We start from the raw sequence: 18,229 nt of genomic DNA, 5'->3' as shown, positions 1-18,229 counted from the left end.
ATAAGCAAGAAAGCCGCTTAGAGAAAAAGATTTGTTCCTTTTTCCGTTGTGTGGGAGAAGAAAAACAAGGATAATAAAATCAAAATGTTCCCACTAAAAAGGAGGTTTATATATGTCTTTTTCTTTGTCTCCTATTGGTTTTGTTCTTGCTATTGGACTACTTCTACCGAATATCCTGTTTATTATCTTTTTTTCACCAAAAAATATACCTTCTAAAACGAGAAGTACGCCATTTATCTTTATTTTTTTGGAAAGGATAGGACAAATAGGCTGTCTATTTCTATTATCTATCACTACTAATCCAGTAAAATTCATAGATGTTTGGTTGATTCTATCCTTTCTTTGTCTCCTCTTGTATTATCTTCTTTGGATAAGGTATGTAAGGAATGACCGAGACTACAGGTTTCTTACAAAGTCTTTTCTGTTTATGCCTATCCCATTAGCACTTTTGCCTTGCTGTATTTTTTTTGCAATAGCTATATGGGGGCATTCTATTTGGTTAGGAATTGCGGCTATTATTTTTGCAATTGGTCATTTGAAAGTAAGCTTAGATAGTGGTGAATAATAAGTAATTTGTCGACAATTGTTTTTGACATTCTTTATCCTCCTTCTTATTTATTTAAGAACACCATAATAGGATTGGAAGAGTATGATACCGAGTTTCAAAACAAATACGATGCTATATTCGCATTTGTACTAGATATGGATGAGATGCGAGAAATGGTCGATAAGATTATTCAAAAACGAATCTTTAAATAAGAAGAGGTATGTCTTTTTAGATATCCGAAGAAAGGTAATAAAGTTTACCCCACTTATATTCACCGTGATGAATTATTTAAAGGATTAGATACAGATTCAGAAGGGTATGTTGGGAAAAGTAAGATAAAATTTGCGCGAATGGTTGGATTGGATGGATATTTTTACTGTGATTGGTTTAAAGGAGGAAGAAAAAAACAAGGAAGAAACAGTTTCCTCAAAAGCAAGTCAGCGGGTAGATGATTACATTGAAAAGATCCCGGATGTTGAAAATGATTTAACAGATTCGCCGGAGCTATTAGCTTTTTACCAATCCCTAACACCTGGGTATCGGAAGGACTGGGCGCGGTATGTATATAGTGCAAAGCAAGAAGGCACTAGAGTAAAAAGGAAAGAGGAGATGAAGGTCATTCTAGCGTCTGGGTATAAGAGTAGGGATATATATAGAAGAGAGATGAAATGGGAATAAGGTTAGGAAGAATAGTAACTTTAAAACAAAAGGATTACTTAACTTTCTTCTGAAAAGGGAGAGTACGTAATCCTTTTATCTATGTTATTTTTTCATTTCATCATGTCAAGCTTATCAGTCTCCCCCCCATTGATTAAAGCGAAGGGTCCATAGTTGCAAACATAGTTGAAGAAGAAATAGGTCATCGGCGTCATTTAAAGATCGGCCAGTTAAGGTTTCGATTTTTTTTAAGCGATAAAGCAGTGACTGTCGGTGAAGCGAAAGTTCTCTTGCTGTTTGACTTACGTTCGAGTGTTTCTTTAAGTAAACAGCAAGTGTATGCAATAAATCAAGGCCTTTGTCTGAATCATAGCTAGCTACTTTCCCCATAATAGTATGCATCATTTCTGTTACTGTAGGATTGTCGTTTAACACAGAGAGGACACGTAATATTCCTGTATTAGCATAGGTGCTTCGCGTACCAGGTCCTTTGTAATTTCTGCCTATTTCTAGTGCTGTCATACTATCTTTGTATCCTTCATGAAAGGTGTAGAGACCTGCGTGATTTTCGCCAATTCCCCACGAAAATAAAGGAAGCGTTCCATTTTGGATATAAAAATCAATATGATCTAAAAATTCATTGGCAGATATGTTTGGATTGCTATTGACTACTTCCACAAATAAAATGAATCTCCCTTGTACAAAAGCGTGGATAATTTTTCTGTTTAGCTTTTTGGCAATATCAGAACTAATGTCGTAGAGAGTAATTATTAATTTTTCCCCATTTTCGTCTACTTTTTCCGGCTGACCAAGTATACATACATATGGAATATCCAATTCGTATTGCAAGGAAATTCCTTTTTCGAGCAGTTGCTCTTTGTTTTCCCAACTCCCGTTAATGAGTAACTGGACAAATTGTTCTTTTTCTTTTTTTCGATTGGAAAGAAGTGCTGCTTGTTTTTGAAACCATAGTTGAAGATTGGTAGCATGTTGTTGGATAAAGGACCATGGTTGAAGTGCACACGTATTTTGGATTTCTAATACTAAATAGCAGGGTTGCTTAGTGATTGTTAAAATCGGGAATATTTGGAACTTATATTGGTTGCCTTTATGAATAGTAGTAGGATTGGTTATGGATTGACTTTCAATAATTTTCCATATCTTGCTCGCTGGGGTAACAGGATTGGATACTACAGGCAAAATCAAATTCTTACCATAGAATAGCAAGATAGCTGTATCAAAGTGGTTACTCAACAATTGTAATGCTTCTTCTAGTGGCTGGTTGTTTAAGAATAATTGGAGGAGTTGTTTTTGTATATCATCATTTATACGAATTGCTTCTTCTTGCGAAAAATTTATTTGTCGGTAAATCATTTTAGTAATATCGGAAAAGCGTAATTCCCATGGTAAATGAATAATAGGAAAATCTTTCTCTTTGCCGAATGCAATTACTTCTGGTGGTATTTCTTGAACATGACGTCCAACAGCAATGGCAAGTGCTACGGCTCCTGATTTATAAATTTCCTCTACAAATGATAAAAAGAGGGAGTTGCTGCTTCCGCAGCCCATTGCAGTTGTTAACACTAGTTCTTTTTCTCGAACAAAGTCTTCTACAGGCATTTCAATGACAGAAACCGATTCAATGGAAAGTGAATTTATTTTGTTTTTTCCAGAAAGAAGCACTGCTCCCTGTAAGACTGGTTCGCTTAAAATATCTTTAATCGTATAAAGCAAGCTGATCACCTCGAAATGACTTTAAAGAGTAGTTAAGTACGGTTGAATTGCCTGTGCATGGTCAGCTAAACTGACATTACAGCCTGAAATAATGACTACAATGTTTTTATTTTCAAAAGTAAGATGATCGTCAAGGATGGCGCCAACTCCAATAGCTGCTGCTCCTTCTACAACTATATGATGGTGCTTGTAAAGATAAGCCATCCCTTTAGCGATACTACTTTCAGGAATAAGAGCTGAGTAATCAAGGTATTTTTTTATAAGGGGAAAAGTATATTGATTATTTTCGCCTAAACCACCTAGTAAGCTATCTGCTAAAGTATGATGTTCTGGAAGATTAACAGGATGTCCTGCTGTTAAGCTTGCATGCATAACAGCACCTTTTTCCATCGAAACACCATACACGTTAATAGAAGGATTTGTTTCTTTCATAACTAAACCGATTCCAGACATGAGTCCGCCTCCAGATAGCCCACCAATGACGCAATCAATAGTCGGTAAATCCTCTAATAGTTCTAGTCCAATTGTTCCCTGACCGGCAATTACGTCTAGATGATCAAATGGAGGAATTACCGTTAGTTGCTGCTCCTCTTGTAGCTGATAACATCTACTTTCTGCTTCATCTTGACTTTTTCCGTAAATTTCCAAGGAAGCCCCTAATGATCGAATCCGATTCAATTTTGCTTCTGGTACCCTATTAGATACACAAATAGTTGCTGGAATTCCTAGTTTTTTGGCAGTTAAGGCAAGGGCTAAGCCGTGATTACCAGTTGAAAAGGTTGCAACCCCCTTACTTTTTTGTTCTGTAGTTAATGAAAGCAGAGAATTGATAGCACCTCGAAGCTTAAAGGCTCCACTTTCATGTAAATGTTCATATTTAAGATAAATGTGATTATTTGTTTGTTCGGATAAAACCGGTGAATAATATAATGGTGTTCTCGAAAGCAGCTGGCTTATACGCTTTTTTGCTTTCCATACATCTTGTAATGTAATAGCTGCAGATTGATTTCTATCTTTATTTATTATCATCTTTCTTCCTCCTAAGAGAAAGTTTCATATAAACATGTTGTGATATAGTATGACACATTTTTATAGAAACTTCTATATTTTTTCAGAAAATTCCTTTTATTTAAAAATATCTTTTTATCACTAAAAATTCCATTGTAAAAAGTGTATGAAAAATATACTGAAATTTCTTACAAATTGAACAATAGTTTTCTTTTGAGGGTTGATAGTAGACTTTATGTTAAGAAAGATAACCTTATATGTAAATAAAAGCGTACGTTAGAGAGGAGTTTTAACATGTTGCATTTTGAATTAGGTGAATATCAAACAAGACTACAGAAAACAAAAAGCAAAATGATGGATTTAGGAATAGAAATATTAATTGTTACAGATCCAGCCAATATCAATTATTTATCAGGCTATGATGGTTGGTCCTTTTATGTACATCAAGTGTTAATTGTTATAGTAGATGAAGATCAGCCGTTTTGGATTGGAAGAGGGCAGGATGCGAACGGAGCAAAGGTGACTGCATGGATTGATGAAAATCATATTATTCCATATACCGATGATTATGTTCAATCAGTGAGTAAGCATCCCATGGATTTTGTAAGCAATATTTTAAAAGAAATTGGGCAAAGCAAGCGGACAATAGGTGTGGAAATGGATACCTATTATTTTACGGCGAAATGCTATAGTCAACTTCAAACCGGCCTTCCTCAATCCAAATTTGTAGATGCAACCAATCTAGTAAATCGTGTACGCATTATTAAATCTGATAAAGAAATTGCTTATATGAAAAATGCCGCTCGTATTGTTGAAAAGGCAATGCAAAAAGGAATCGATTCCATTCAAGAGGGAGTTAGAGAATGTGATGTCGTTGCAGAAATTTATCATGCACAAATTTCTGGAACAGATCAGTTCGGAGGAGACTATCCAGCAATTGTCCCTTTGTTACCTTCTGGAGAGAAAACATCTACGCCACATTTAACATGGACAGATGAGCTATATAAAGCAGGAGATCCAGTTATCTTGGAACTTGCTGGATGTTATCGTCGTTATCATTCTCCTTTAGCTAGAACAGTCTTTATTGGAGAACCTAATCCAAAGGTGAAATATTTAGCGGATGTTGTCGTAGAAGGTTTAAATGCGACATTAGATGCTATTAAACCTGGAATTACTTGTGAAGAAGTAGAGAGTGTTTGGCGCCAAACGATTGCTAAAAGTGGGTTTGAGAAGGAATCTCGGATTGGATATTCCATGGGACTTAACTATCCACCTGATTGGGGTGAGCATACAGCAAGTCTTCGTCAGGGAGATCAAACGATTCTTCAGCCAAATATGACATTTCATTTGATACCAGGAATTTGGCTTGATCAATATGGAATTGAAGTAAGTGAAGCCTTTAGAGTAACAGAAACAGGTTGTGAAGTATTCGCTGATTTTCCAAGAGAATTATTTATAAAACCAGAATTGAAGATCTATTAAAGGGTGCATTTTATGTTTGTATTTGAAGAGCAAGAAATAAGAAAATACATTTCTATTAATAGGGAAATCATTGTACAAATAGAAGGTGGTTTTACAAAACTTGCAAGAAAGGAAATAAATCTTCCACCTATTTTACGGATGGACTTTCCTACATATGACGGGGAAGTGGATGTGAAAACAGCTTACGTTCAAGGTATGGATTCTTTTGCAATTAAAATCTCTTCAGGTTTTTTTCAAAATCATATTCTAGGTCTTCCAAGTTTAAGTGGGATGATGGTCTTATTAAGCGCAAAGACAGGATTAACAGAAGCACTTTTATTAGATAACGGCTATTTAACTGAAGTTCGAACAGCAGCTGCTGGTGCAGTAGCTGCAAAGCATTTAGCTAAGGAACAGGTTGAAGTAGCAGGTGTTATCGGAACAGGCATGCAAGCAAGAGTGCAAATGGAAGCTTTGTATTTAGTAAGACCCTTCAAAACACTTCTAGTTTATGGAAGAAATAGAGAGAATGTGGAACGTTATAAAGAAGAAATGGAAAGTAAGCTCCCTGTAAAGATAATAATGGCAGAAAGTGTGGAAGAGGTAGTTCGTAAAAGTGATGTAGTTGTTACGACCACTCCATCAACAGTCCCACTCATACGAGCAGAATGGCTGCACCCGGGATTGCATATTACTGCGATGGGGTCAGATGCTGAACATAAGCAAGAAATCGATCCGCTTATTTTTCAAAAAGTGGATGTAGTGGTTTGTGATGTGAAGGAACAATCCTTTCGTTTAGGAGAATTGCATCATGTGAGAGATGAGCTAGACATGGATGGGGTTATAGAACTTGGGGAAATCACTTCATTGCAAAAAAATGGAAGAGTGAATGAGGAACAGGTTACGATTTGTGATTTAACCGGTACTGGAGTACAGGATACCATTTGTGCTTATTATGCTTATAACCTACTAAAGGATAAAAGTGTTTAATTAATAGAATCAAACTTCAGAGGAGGCGCGGAAAATATGACAAAAGAAAGAGAAGTAAATATTGGCACTAAAGCAGTTTGGGCTGGTGAAAAGGAAGTACTTGTTCATGGAGCAACACAAGTGCCGGTAGTAGTAAGTGTTGCCTATAACTATGATGATATGGATGAATGGTATGATGTTGCAGTTGGAAAAAAACAGGGACATATTTATGGACGTAATACTAATCCTACTGTGCAAGCTTTTGAAGATAAAGTGAAAATATTGGAAGGAGCAGAAGCAGCAACCAGTTTTTCAACAGGTATGGCTGCTATAAGTAATACGCTATATACTTTTTTAAGACCAGGAGATCGCATTGTTTCTATTAAAGATACGTATGGAGGAACAAATAAAATCTTCACTGAATTTTTACCAAATATGAATATAGAGGTTGCCTTATGTGCGACAGGTGATCATGATGCCATTGAATTAGAAGTTCAAAAAGGATGTAAGATTCTATACTTAGAAACGCCAACCAATCCAACGGTTAAGATTACAGATATTCGTCGAATGGCTGCAGTTGGAAAAGAAGTAGGGGCATTGGTTGTAGTAGATAATACCTTTGCAACACCAATTAATCAAAATCCACTAGAGCTTGGGGCAGACTTAGTTCTACACAGTGCAACAAAGTTTCTTGGAGGGCATGCAGATGCTTTAGGTGGAGTGGTCTGTGGCGCAAAAGAATTAGTAGAAAAAATCTATCATTATCGTGAAATAAATGGGGCTACACTAGATCCATGGGCAGCCTATTTATTACTAAGAGGAATGAAGACGTTGAAATTAAGAGTGGAGCAACAAACAAAAAATGCTCAAGGATTAGCTGAATATTTGGTAAAACAAGAATTAGTAGATCAAGTTTTTTATCCAGGATTAGAGGATCATATTCATCATGATATTGCAAAGGAACAGATGAAAGGCTATGGTGGAATGCTTAGTTTTTCATTAGAAGGTGGTATGGAGGCAGTTAAAGTGCTATTGCCCAAGCTAAAATATGCCAATCGAGCAGCAAACTTGGGAGCAGTCGAAACAACATATGGTCCAGCAAGAACAACTAGTCATGTGGAATGTTCGGCAGAAGAAAGAGCTGCAATGGGAATTCCAGATGGATTAGTTCGAATATCTGCTGGTATAGAGGATTTAGAGGATCTTATTGATGACTTAGAGAACGCTTTTGCTAGTTTAAAAGAATCACAAGCAGCACCTAGTTTATAAGAGAGAGGTGAATGGAATGCACGGTTGGATTAAGCGGGAGTCAGAAATACTTATGGATGAACTTATTGCCGTCCGTAGACAAATTCACCAATCTCCCGAATTGAGCTTCAAAGAATATCAAACGAAGGAAATAGTGATGGAAAAGCTCTCCCTCATTCCAGGAATGGAAATAAAAGAAATAGACTCGATTGAGACAGCTGTAGTAGGAATATTAACGAATGGGGAAGGGCCGCATATTGCAGTAAGAGCAGATATGGATGCTCTTCCCATTAAGGAAGAAGGTTGTCACTCCTATCGTTCAAAAAACGATGGAGTGATGCATGCATGTGGACACGACGCCCATACAAGCATTATTTTAGGTGTGGCAAAGCTCGTGGGAAAATTGATGAAACAGAAGGAATGGACAGGAACTGTTACATTTATTTTCCAGCCAGCAGAAGAGGCTGCAGATGAAAGGGGGAAAACAGGTGCACAATATTTAGTGGAAGCAGGTGTGCTAGAAGGCGTCGATATGGTACTTGCACTTCATATGAGTCCGGAGCAACAGGTAGGGAATGTTCTTATTCATGATGGCTATAGTATGGCGAATGTTGATGTATTTGAGGCAACTATTCAAGGAACAGGAGGACATGGGGCTTACCCACACTTAGGTACAGATCCGATATGGATGCTTGGCCCTGTACTGCAATCCATACATGGGATTGTAGCAAGACAGATTTCTCCTCTTGATCCAGCAGTAATCAGTATTGGTGAAGTAAAAGCAGGATCAGCTAGTAATATTATCCCATCGGAAGTTTATTTTCAAGGAACTTTACGAAGCTATAGCCCGATCGTAAGGGATGACCTAATGAAGAAGCTTGAAAGAGCAATATCTGTTGTTGAAGTACTTGGCGGAAACTATACCTTTAAAGCCAATAAGGGAGAGCCTGCCCTGTATAATAATGCGATAGTGAATGAACAAATAAGGAAAAGTGTACAAATTCTATATCCTGAAATAACCATTATGGATCAGCCGTTTGGATTAGGTGGGGAGGACTTCTCTCATATGACTCAGGCTGTGAAAGGCGCCATGTTTTTTCTAGGCTGCGGTATGGATGATGGAATAAAGAGAGAACTTCATACTTCGATTTTTGACATAGATGAAAGTTGCCTATCAATAGGAGTTGCCATTCTTACACAAACCATAATCTTGGGACTATCCTAATAAAACGGAGGTATGATGATGAAAAAATGGATGATGAGCTTATGCGGAATTATTTTTATTATCGTTTTATCAGCTTGTTCTTCTACATCTAGTGGGGAAAAGGATCAGACAACGTTTGAAAAAGTAAAGGAATCGGGGAAAATTACGGTTGGGTTTGCAAATGAAGTTCCTTATGCTTACACCACTCCAGATGGAGAATTAACGGGAGAAGCAGTGGAAGTGGCAAGAATCATTTTAAACAGACTTGGTATTGAAGAAATGGAAGGAGTATTAACAGAGTTTGGTTCACTAATCCCTGGGTTGAAGGCGAACCGTTTTGATTTAATTACAGCAGGTATGTATATCACACCTGAAAGAAGTAAAGAAGTGGATTTCGCCAACCCAGAATATAGCATAGGGGAAGCGATAGCTGTAAAAAGTGGGAATCCTCTCCAAATTAACAGTTATGAAGATATCAAGGAGAATAAAGACGTAAAAATTGCAGTAATGACGGGCGCGATACAATTTGATTACTTATCCAAAATGGGAATAAGTGAAGACCAGATTGTTATCGTACCAGATAATCCAAGTGCTGTTTCCGCTTTGAAATCTGGAAGAGTAGATGTAATTGGAATGACAGGTCCTTCTTTGCAGGCAGTTTTAGATACTGCTAATGATAGCAGTATAGAGAGAGTGATGGATTTTGAACAACCAGTTATTGATGGGAAAAATGTTAGAGGATACGGAGCAACAGTTTTCAGACAAGACGATGATGATTTTCGAGAAGCTTTTAATGAAGAACTAGAAAAGATGAAAGAATCTGGAGAACTTTTAGAAATCATTAGTGAATTTGGGTTTACGGAACAAGAATTACCTGGAGATGCTACAGCTGAATCGTTGTCTCAAGAATAATGGATTTAAGATTAATAACGAGTCATACGTCTACAGTTAGCAAAGAGAGGAGGATATGCGTATGTATACCACGATGGATCTAATAAAATCATTGATGAGTGGTGCAGGAATTACGATACAAGTATTGATTTATTCTGCCATACTTGCTGGAGTATTATCTTTTATTATAGGATTTATGAAACTAGCTAACTACCGATTGATTCGGTATATTGCCAATATTTATATTGAAATCTTTCGGGGAACCTCTCTATTAGTTCAATTATTTTGGTTATATTTCGCTCTTCCACTTCTCGGAGTTGAGTTAAGTGCAATGACTGCCGGAGTATTGGCGTTAGGGTTGAATTATGGTGCGTATGGAGCAGAAGTAGTAAGAAGTTCGATTCAAGCAGTACCAAAACAACAATTGGAAGCAGCAATTGCTTTAAATATGACAGTAAAGCAAAAATATCAGATTGTTATACTTCCACAAGCAATCCGTATGATGATACCAACATTCGGAAATCTCCTAATTGAATTATTAAAAGGAACAGCATTAGTTTCACTTGTAACTCTATCGGATTTAACCTTTCAAGCAATGACCCTAATTACTTCCACTATGCAGACAACTAAAATTTTTACCTTGCTTTTACTATTTTATTTTATAATCGCTTTTCCTTTAACTAGATTCATGAAATGGCTGGAACGAAAATATACGATAGGGAAGGTGTAAAAGATGATCTGGGATTGGGGATTTACGTTTTCAATAATTCCAAAAATAATAAATGCCATGTGGGTAACGATAGCAGCAACAATTATCGGGTTTATCATAGCAGCTATAGTAGGATTAATCTGGGTTTTAGGGTGTAGATCTTCTTTTAAGCCTCTTGCCCTACTCGTATCTTGTTTGATTGAATTTATTCGAAATACGCCATTGCTTGTACAACTATTTTTTCTTTTCTATGTCTTACCAGAAATAGGTGTATCATTATCGCCATTCGTTTGCGGTGTCATTGGGTTAGGCCTGCATTATAGTACGTATTTGTCTGAAGTATATCGTTCTGGAATTGAATCTATAGAAAAAGGGCAGTGGGAGGCAGGAATTGCGCTTAATTTTACCAAATTAGATATGTGGAAAAAAATTATTCTTCCTCAAGCTATAGCACCTGTTATACCAATGTTTGGAAATTATTTTATCGTAATGTTCAAAGAAACACCGTTGTTATCGGCTATTACATTAGTAGAAATGATGCAAGCGGCTAAACTCATAGGTTCTTCCTCTTTTCGCTATTTAGAAGCATTTACATTAGTAGGGATTCTTTTTTTATTGTTGAGTTATCCAGCTTCGTTAGCTGTTCGTTATGCCGAGCAAAAAATTAGTCGGAAATTTGGGAAAGTCGTTGTCTAGAGATAGGGAACTATTTTATAAAAATAATTAGTGCAGGGCGCTAGCGCTATTTTTAAAAGGAGGATGAATGATGTCAAGTGTATTATCCATGGTTTCCACAGAAAGAAATATCGAAAGTGATAAATTAACAGAAAAGTCTCTCGTAGAGTATCATAATATATGTAAAAGTTTTGGAGATGTGGAAATATTACGTGGTGTTGATCTTCAAGTACAGCCAGGAGAAAAAGTAGCGATTATTGGTCCGAGTGGATCAGGAAAAACAACTCTTGCTAGGATGCTAATGACCTTAGAGAAACCTACCTCAGGAACAATAAAAATTAACGGGGAGCATTTGTGGCATGAAGAAATAGATGGAAAGCTAATACCAGCTTCTGAAAAGCATTTTCGGAAAATGCGTGGTGATATTGGTATGGTTTTTCAACAATATAATTTATTTCCACATATGACTATATTGCAAAATGTGATGGAAGCGCAAATTTGTGTATTAAGAAGAGAAAAAAAGGAAGCGCGAGATCGAGCAATTGAGATGTTAACAAAGGTAGGTCTAGAAAATAAGCTAGAGGCTTATCCTGCTAATTTATCTGGTGGTCAGCAACAACGTGTAGCGATAGCAAGAGCCCTTGTTATGAAACCAAAAATTATGCTTTTTGATGAAGTAACGGCTGCACTTGATCCAGAATTAGTTGGAGAAGTATTGCAGGTTATTCGGGAGATTGCAAAAGAAGAGGATATGGCGATGCTTCTTATTACACATGAAATGGAGTTTGCTCGCCAAATCGCCGACCGCATTATATTTATGGCTGATGGAGTAATTGTGGAACAAGGTACACCAAACCAAATATTCTTGCACCCAAAACACGAAAGAACGATAGAGTTTCTTCAAAGATTTCGAGCAAGCAGCTTTTTTTAATAGGCTGTTTTTCGTAAAGTTTGTTGCTATTCCCCGCAGCCGGAATACACTTCGCTTTCCGTGGGGCTCGCGCTAAAGCCGCGGTCTGCTTCCGCCTGCAGGGTCTCAGGCTGTCTCGCTAATCCCACAGGAGTCTACGTGTATTCCGGCTGCTCCATTTTTTCAACTAATTTTATTCCTATAGAAAAAACAACAATCTTTTAGAAAACAGCCTTTTAATAAGAAGGCACTGTTATAACTGAATGTTAATTTTACTATGTTTAAAAGATAAACGGTAGAATTTCGTTTAAATTGCCAAAATATTCCTAATTCCTTAAAAATAAAGGAGGTTTTTCCGCTTATAGTATCCAAATCTTTGGATTTTGTCTTTTTTAGAGCAGTTAATCGGAATATCTCCGCCTATGAATTCACATACCTACAAGAAAATCAACAATAAATAATAACACTGCCAATAAGAAAAATAATAAAGTTTAAAAATGGAGTGAAAGACCTATTCATGTTAGGTTTTCACTCTATTTCACCGAAGGATTCCAATCAATTACTCGTTATTTCTCCACCTTAAAAAAGTATCTTCTATTAAATCGATAAGTACAAAAAGGATAAAACCTAATAAACTCAAGACGATAATTCCACTATACATATCTAGATAATTAATGCGCATCCAAGCGTCCATAATATAATATCCCATTCCATATTCCGTTCCATAAATTTCTGTGAAAAATAGGATGGAGATAGCTGTTCCTAAAGCAATGCGAATGGAACTCAGAATGGAGGAGAGCGCAGCCGGGAGAGTGATTTCTTTAAATTCTCTCCATTTACTGGCACCTAGACACCGAAGAATATAGTAGGTTTCTTTTGGTATATCCTTAACGCTATCGCGAACGGCTATAATTATTTGGAAAACGATGATTAAAACGATCATGATAATTTTCGATGATTCTTTTAAACCAAAAATTAACATAACTGCAGGCAGTAAGGAAATCTTGGGAATAGGGTAAGTAAAATAAATTATTGGATTTAATAACTTATTCCATTTTTTCGATTGTCCCATCAATACACCAAGTAATAGTCCGATGATTACAGAAATTGCTATTCCGGCAAAAATTCGGACAAGGCTATAGCCTAAATGAATATAAATTTCCTGCGATGCTAGAGACTGGAGATTAGCAAGTACTTTTATAGGTGATGGCAATATAGGCTTGTTGATAATGAGAGAAGCAGCATACCAAAGAAGAATGATGGAAATAAAACCGAATAAGAAATCTTTCCATTTATCAATGATTTTCATTTTTTCCATTCCTTTGTCATGATATTTCGAATGTTAGTTGCTATTTGTAAATGCTCCAAAGATGTTCGTTTATTCTCTATCTTGTGAACAGGATTATCTAAAATTGTGATTATCCTTCCTGGAGAAGGAGACATAATCACAATTTTAGTCCCCAAATAAATGGCCTCTTCTACACTATGGGTAATGAGAAGGGTGGTGATGTTTTGTTCTTTCCATATCTTTAAAAATAGCTCTTGAATATTTTCCCTCGTTAACGCATCCAATGCAGAGAATGGTTCGTCCATTAATAGAATATCAGGCTGTAAAACGAAAGCTCGAGCTATTGCAACGCGTTGCTTTTGTCCACCACTTAATTTATTTGGAAATTGATCTTTAAGCAACCTAATTTCGAGTTTTTCCATTATCTCATCAATGTTGGTTAAGGTGGTTTTGTCAATTTGACGACCTTTTATGTTTAATGGGAGAAGGATGTTGTCGAAAACCGTTTTCCAAGTCAACAGTCCATAGTTTTGTGGAATAAGCCCGATTGTATGATGCTTAGCTGAAATCTTTTTCTTGTTTAGTAAAATCTCTCCTTTACTATATGGAGTTAAACCAGAAATGGCCTTTAGCAACGTCGATTTACCACAGCCTGAAGGACCAATAATAGCGTAAATTTCACCCGTTTTGATTTGCAAATTAATGTCTATTAAGACTTCAGATTGATTTTTGTCATAGAAGACATCTACATTTTTTATTTCTAACATAATAAACTCCTTTTATAAAAAATAGGGGGAGTTTCCCCCTAAAATTGGTTTATGCGAAATTTACTTAGTTGCTATATTGGATAACACATCTACCGGCTTTAACTCTTTTGTTAATAGCTTTTTGCTTTTTAACCAGTCAAAAGCAGAGGCAATATCTTCTTCTTTCGCAAGGCTATTTTTTCTGAATTCTGGCAGCTTAATTTGCTCTTTTAGCTCCTCAGGGTAACCAATTTTTTCAATAACAATATCCATGTATTCATCAATTGCATGCGTATTTAAATAATCAACTGCCTCATCATAAGCTTCATAAAAGGCAATAATTTCGGGACCTTTCTTCTCAATCGATTCTTGTGTAAATGCAGTAATAAAAGGATCAAGATGTAGTGCATCTGTGGATGTTAATGCGTTAAGACCTGCATGTAATCCCATGGTGACAAAAGGTTCAGGAAGAACAGCTGCATCTGCTTGGTTATTATTCAGCAACTCGAGTCTAGTGGGGATGGAAGGAACCTCTTCTTTTGTTATATCATCTGCAGTTAATCCTACTGATTCCAATGCTTTATCTAATGTGTATTCAATCGAAGTATTTTTGGAAACAATGACATTTTTCCCTTTTAAATCATGGATATCAGTAATGCTTGGATTGGAAAGAAATACGAAGCTCCCAGTTGTTGAGCCGGTGATTTTTACATCGAAGCCTGCTTCGTTATATAAACCAATGGCAATTAAATCGCTGATAATGCCGTCTAAATTTCCACCTTGGAATGCAGCATCTCTATCTTTAGCACTTTTAAATGACTGTAATTCTACCTCCACATTATGTTTTTGAAAGTAGCCCTGATCTTCAGCGATAATCATTGGAATGGCGTCAATCGAGCCAATTAAGCCAAACGTGATTTTATTGGAACTATTTTTGGCAGTTTCAGTAGTCTCTGAACAAGCCGTTACGGTCAAAAGAATCATTAGCATAAAGGGGATGAGTAAATATTTTTTTGCGAATTTCATTTTATTAGCTCCATTTCTTGAATAATGTATTTTCAATCTGTAAGGAATCTAGTATTTTACCAACCATAAAATCAATAATGTCGTTAAGCGTAGTTGGCTTACTATAAAATCCAGGCGAAGCTGGAAATATGGTTGCGCCCGCTTTTGTCAATGTCAGCATATTTTCTAAGTTAATGAGGTTTACTGGTGTTTCCCTTGCTAAAAGAATAAGTGGACGCCTTTCCTTTAAACAAACATCTGCTGCGCGATCAAGAAGATTGTCGGAAATACCATGTGCAATCTCAGCAAGCGTGCCCATGGAACATGGTGCTATAATCATTCCGTCAGTTTGATAGGAACCACTAGCAACGCTTGAGAAAAAATTAGCTGCGTCTTCAAGAACAACCCGATACCCCTTTTGTTGTAAATCTTCTAAAAAAGCTTCTAGATGGATATCTGTTTCAAAAGGAATGACTTGTTTAGCCGTATCTGTTGCAATAACGTGAACTAAATAATCCCGTTTTGCAAGCTCTTCGATAAGACGTAAACCGTAGATACTGCCGCTAGCTCCAGTGAGGCCAATAATAAAAGTCTTCATTTTAATCCTTCTTTCAAAAGAGTTCTATTTACATTGTGATTAATATCACAAATATATGTCAGCGATAGGAAAAAGAATAAATACAATGCTAACTACTTCATTAATACTGTAAGAAGCAATTTTTGCATGGTTCAGATTTGTCGGTTTTACAATAATGTGTTCAATTATTAAAAGGACTGTGATGATAAATACACCAATAAAATAAATCCATCCAAAACTTACGGTAATCAAGCCAACAAGATATAAAAACAAAACAGCAACGAAATGGAGGCAGGTAGAAATATGTAGTCCATTTTTAAGACCGAATTTTGCCGGAATCGAATGAATACCATTGGCACGATCAAATTCAATATCCTGTGAGCCGTATATAATATCAAATCCAGCCACCCAGCATGCATTAATTGCAGATAGGAGGAGTGGGACGAATATGGTATTATCGATTGTAAAGGCTGAAATAAAAGAATGAATCATATCTTGAAAAAATGGTCCTACTTGATGGAAATTTCCAAATAAAAAGGATTTAATCATATCTATAAAAGCCAAAAATGCTGGTGTAAATCCACCTAAATCTCCTGTTACCGCAATCCAAGCCCCCATCGGCGCAATGGCACAGGTGACTCCAAGAAAGAGATGGCATAGAAAGGTAAATCTTTTCGTATAAGAATAGGCGACCAGAAAGATGAGTGCGCCTGGTGACAGTAAGGCACATAATGGATTGATATAAAAAGCCGATATGACCATTACGATAAAACAAAACAAAGAAAAGAGGATGACTTCTTTCTTTGTTAAAAGCCCCTGTGGAAGCTGTCTATATGCTGTTCGTGGGTTCTTAGCATCAATCTCTGCATCTATTACTCTATTAATCGCATTTGCTCCTGTCCGTGCACTTAATAGAGAAATCAGGATTAAACAAATTTTCCAAGGTGACAAAAAGCTAGTTGCTGTAAGTTTGGCAGCAAGTGTCATGGATACCAGGCCAAAGGAAAGCGAAAAAATCGTATGCTGGAACATAACTAAGGTGCCATATTGTTTCACTTTATATAAGACATTAGTCAAGACCATATTCTTTCCATCTCCTTGATACAAACTCTTTCATTTCACTAGTCATTTCAATATCATCCGGCCACTCTCTTGTATGTCCTTCGCTAGACCATTTCTTTGTTGCATCGATACCAAGCCGATAGCCTAAATGGGACATGTTGGAAGCATGATCTAATGCATCAAGTGGTCCTTCACTTATGACTAGGTCACGTTTGGCATCAATATTATTGAAGACCTTCCAGGCAACTGTAGAGAGATCATGTGGATCAATGTTTTCATCTACTACAATAATCATTTTTGTATACATCATTTGGCCAATACCCCATAATGAATTCATGATTTTCTTGGCATGACCAGGAAAGCGTTTTTTAATCGAAACAATTACACAGTTATGAAACACTCCTTCGAGAGGAAAGTTATAGTCAACAATTTCAGGATATTGCATTTTTATAAGTGGAAGGAAAATTCGTTCTGTTGCTTTACCTAAATAGCAATCTTCCATCGGTGGTTTCCCTACAATAGTAGTTGGATAGATGGCATCTTTTTTATGTGTGATGCATTTTACATGAAAGGTCGGATAAAAGTCTGCTAATGAATAATAGCCAGTATGATCACCAAAAGGACCCTCGAGGCGAAGTTCTTCATTTACATCTACATAGCCTTCTAAAATGAATTCTGCATTTGTTGGAACATAAATATCATTTGTTTTACTTTTTACGAGTGTTACAGGGCGTTTCCGCAAAAATCCTGCAAACATCATCTCATCAATCATCTTAGGAAGTGGAGCGGTTGCAGCATAGGTTATTGCTGGATCACAGCCTAAAGCAACGGAAACAGGCATTTTTCCGCCGAGTTTTTTATACTTCTCATATATTTCTCTTCCATCTTTATGTAAATGCCAATGCATGCCAGTCGTATTTTTATCATAGACCTGCATGCGATACATCCCCGTATTTTGTTGACCAGTTTCAGGATCTTTCGTCATGATGAGTGGAAGTGTAATGAATTTCCCTCCATCATTCGGCCAACATTTTAAAATTGGTAAAGTGTTTAGATCAGGGTCCATCTCTACCACATCCTGACAAGCACCTTTAGGAACTTTTAAAGGAAAAACATTGACTAGTCGACTTAGCTTTGGAAGTGCTTTGAACTTATTCATAAGTCCTAAGTAGGTCGTCATGTCTATAAATTCACCAATTTGATTTCCAATGACGTCTAAGTCGTCTACTTCAAGCGCCATATTCATTCTTTTATAAGAACCCATCGCGTTTATTAGGAGTGGGAAATTTGATCCCTTAACTTGTTCGAATAATAGAGCAGGACCGTTTTGTTTGGAGATTCGATCGGTGATTTCGGTTATCTCTAGTTCTGAATCTACTTCGACTTGTATCCGTTTTAGCTCTTTTTCTTGCTCTAAAGCGGCGACAAAATCATGTAAATCTTTGTATGCCATTGTACAGTCTCCTTCTAAAAATTAGTATGTGATAAAAGTAACATAGATTATCGGCAATTTAAAGACGGTCTATTCAAGTAAGTGT

Annotated in this window: 19 protein-coding genes; 11 read left to right on the top strand and 8 right to left on the bottom strand. The window is 36.6% G+C overall.

Annotated features, from left to right (window positions below):
* Positions 1-112 precede the first annotated feature (112 nt).
* The 3 genes from AB3U99_RS20390 (at position 113) to AB3U99_RS20380 (ending at position 1,225) form a co-directional block, all read left to right on the top strand.
* Positions 113-565 (top strand): hypothetical protein, encoded by a 453-nt coding sequence (locus tag AB3U99_RS20390; RefSeq protein WP_400243569.1) that lies wholly within the window; start codon positions 113-115, stop codon positions 563-565.
* A gap of 8 nt (positions 566-573) precedes the next feature.
* Positions 574-759, top strand: coding sequence for a hypothetical protein (locus tag AB3U99_RS20385; protein ID WP_400243568.1), 186 nt, complete (start codon positions 574-576; stop codon positions 757-759).
* Between the two features lie 151 nt (positions 760-910).
* Positions 911-1,225 carry a YdeI/OmpD-associated family protein gene (locus AB3U99_RS20380; protein WP_400243567.1) on the top strand — a complete coding sequence of 105 codons (315 nt, stop codon included), beginning with the start codon at positions 911-913 and terminating at the stop codon, positions 1,223-1,225.
* Positions 1,226-1,339: 114 nt separating this feature from the next.
* Here AB3U99_RS20380 and AB3U99_RS20375 read toward each other — a convergent pair whose 3' ends face one another.
* Complete coding sequence (locus AB3U99_RS20375; RefSeq protein ID WP_400243566.1) at positions 1,340-2,938, bottom strand: PucR family transcriptional regulator; 1,599 nt, start codon at positions 2,936-2,938, stop codon at positions 1,340-1,342.
* 21 nt (positions 2,939-2,959) lie between these two features.
* A complete protein-coding gene (gene eutB, locus AB3U99_RS20370; RefSeq protein WP_400243565.1) occupies positions 2,960-3,967 on the bottom strand; it encodes a hydroxyectoine utilization dehydratase EutB in 1,008 nt (335 codons plus the stop codon).
* A 273-nt stretch (positions 3,968-4,240) separates the two neighbouring features.
* Between eutB and AB3U99_RS20365 the strand changes: the two genes are divergently transcribed.
* The 8 genes from AB3U99_RS20365 (at position 4,241) to ehuA (ending at position 12,034) form a co-directional block, all read left to right on the top strand.
* Positions 4,241-5,428, top strand: a complete 1,188-nt coding sequence (locus AB3U99_RS20365) for a M24 family metallopeptidase (RefSeq protein WP_400243564.1) — start codon at positions 4,241-4,243, stop codon at positions 5,426-5,428.
* A 12-nt stretch (positions 5,429-5,440) separates the two neighbouring features.
* Positions 5,441-6,397: a cyclodeaminase gene (locus AB3U99_RS20360; RefSeq protein WP_400243563.1), complete on the top strand. Its 957-nt coding sequence runs from the start codon at positions 5,441-5,443 to the stop codon at positions 6,395-6,397.
* 36 nt (positions 6,398-6,433) lie between these two features.
* On the top strand, positions 6,434-7,645 hold the full coding sequence (locus tag AB3U99_RS20355) for a cystathionine gamma-synthase family protein (protein ID WP_400243561.1): 1,212 nt from the start codon (positions 6,434-6,436) through the stop codon (positions 7,643-7,645).
* 16 nt (positions 7,646-7,661) lie between these two features.
* Positions 7,662-8,849, top strand: coding sequence for a M20 family metallopeptidase (locus tag AB3U99_RS20350; protein WP_400243560.1), 1,188 nt, complete (start codon positions 7,662-7,664; stop codon positions 8,847-8,849).
* An 18-nt stretch (positions 8,850-8,867) separates the two neighbouring features.
* Positions 8,868-9,740 carry an ectoine/hydroxyectoine ABC transporter substrate-binding protein EhuB gene (gene ehuB, locus AB3U99_RS20345; RefSeq protein WP_400243559.1) on the top strand — a complete coding sequence of 291 codons (873 nt, stop codon included), beginning with the start codon at positions 8,868-8,870 and terminating at the stop codon, positions 9,738-9,740.
* Positions 9,741-9,801: 61 nt separating this feature from the next.
* Positions 9,802-10,449 (top strand): ectoine/hydroxyectoine ABC transporter permease subunit EhuC, encoded by a 648-nt coding sequence (gene ehuC, locus AB3U99_RS20340; protein WP_400243558.1) that lies wholly within the window; start codon positions 9,802-9,804, stop codon positions 10,447-10,449.
* Positions 10,450-10,452: 3 nt separating this feature from the next.
* On the top strand, positions 10,453-11,124 hold the full coding sequence (gene ehuD / locus AB3U99_RS20335) for an ectoine/hydroxyectoine ABC transporter permease subunit EhuD (protein WP_400243557.1): 672 nt from the start codon (positions 10,453-10,455) through the stop codon (positions 11,122-11,124).
* A gap of 70 nt (positions 11,125-11,194) precedes the next feature.
* Positions 11,195-12,034, top strand: a complete 840-nt coding sequence (ehuA, locus tag AB3U99_RS20330; protein WP_400243555.1) for an ectoine/hydroxyectoine ABC transporter ATP-binding protein EhuA — start codon at positions 11,195-11,197, stop codon at positions 12,032-12,034.
* 538 nt (positions 12,035-12,572) lie between these two features.
* Here the strand turns inward: ehuA and AB3U99_RS20325 are convergent.
* Genes AB3U99_RS20325 through AB3U99_RS20300 form a run of 6 tightly spaced genes read right to left on the bottom strand, consistent with a single transcriptional unit; the run spans position 12,573 to position 18,144 of the window.
* Entirely contained in the window at positions 12,573-13,322 is a 750-nt protein-coding gene (locus AB3U99_RS20325; RefSeq protein WP_400243553.1) for an ABC transporter permease, read from the bottom strand.
* Positions 13,319-14,068 carry an ABC transporter ATP-binding protein gene (locus AB3U99_RS20320; RefSeq protein WP_400243551.1) on the bottom strand — a complete coding sequence of 250 codons (750 nt, stop codon included), beginning with the start codon at positions 14,066-14,068 and terminating at the stop codon, positions 13,319-13,321. The genes AB3U99_RS20325 and AB3U99_RS20320 overlap by 4 nt, the downstream gene beginning before the upstream one ends.
* Before the next feature lie 60 nt (positions 14,069-14,128).
* On the bottom strand, positions 14,129-15,073 hold the full coding sequence (locus tag AB3U99_RS20315; protein WP_400243549.1) for an ABC transporter substrate-binding protein: 945 nt from the start codon (positions 15,071-15,073) through the stop codon (positions 14,129-14,131).
* A gap of 4 nt (positions 15,074-15,077) precedes the next feature.
* On the bottom strand, positions 15,078-15,650 hold the full coding sequence (locus AB3U99_RS20310; protein WP_400243547.1) for a UbiX family flavin prenyltransferase: 573 nt from the start codon (positions 15,648-15,650) through the stop codon (positions 15,078-15,080).
* A gap of 45 nt (positions 15,651-15,695) precedes the next feature.
* Positions 15,696-16,712 carry a UbiA family prenyltransferase gene (locus tag AB3U99_RS20305; RefSeq protein ID WP_400243545.1) on the bottom strand — a complete coding sequence of 339 codons (1,017 nt, stop codon included), beginning with the start codon at positions 16,710-16,712 and terminating at the stop codon, positions 15,696-15,698.
* Positions 16,699-18,144 (bottom strand): menaquinone biosynthesis decarboxylase, encoded by a 1,446-nt coding sequence (locus tag AB3U99_RS20300; protein ID WP_400243544.1) that lies wholly within the window; start codon positions 18,142-18,144, stop codon positions 16,699-16,701. Before AB3U99_RS20300 ends, AB3U99_RS20305 begins: the two co-directional genes overlap by 14 nt.
* Positions 18,145-18,229: the final 85 nt, after the last annotated feature.

It is taken from the genome of Niallia tiangongensis (genome assembly GCF_044704065.1).
GTDB classification, from domain to species: Bacteria; Bacillota; Bacilli; order Bacillales; family Cytobacillaceae; genus Niallia; species Niallia tiangongensis.
This window is presented reverse-complemented; position numbering and strand designations above follow the sequence as displayed.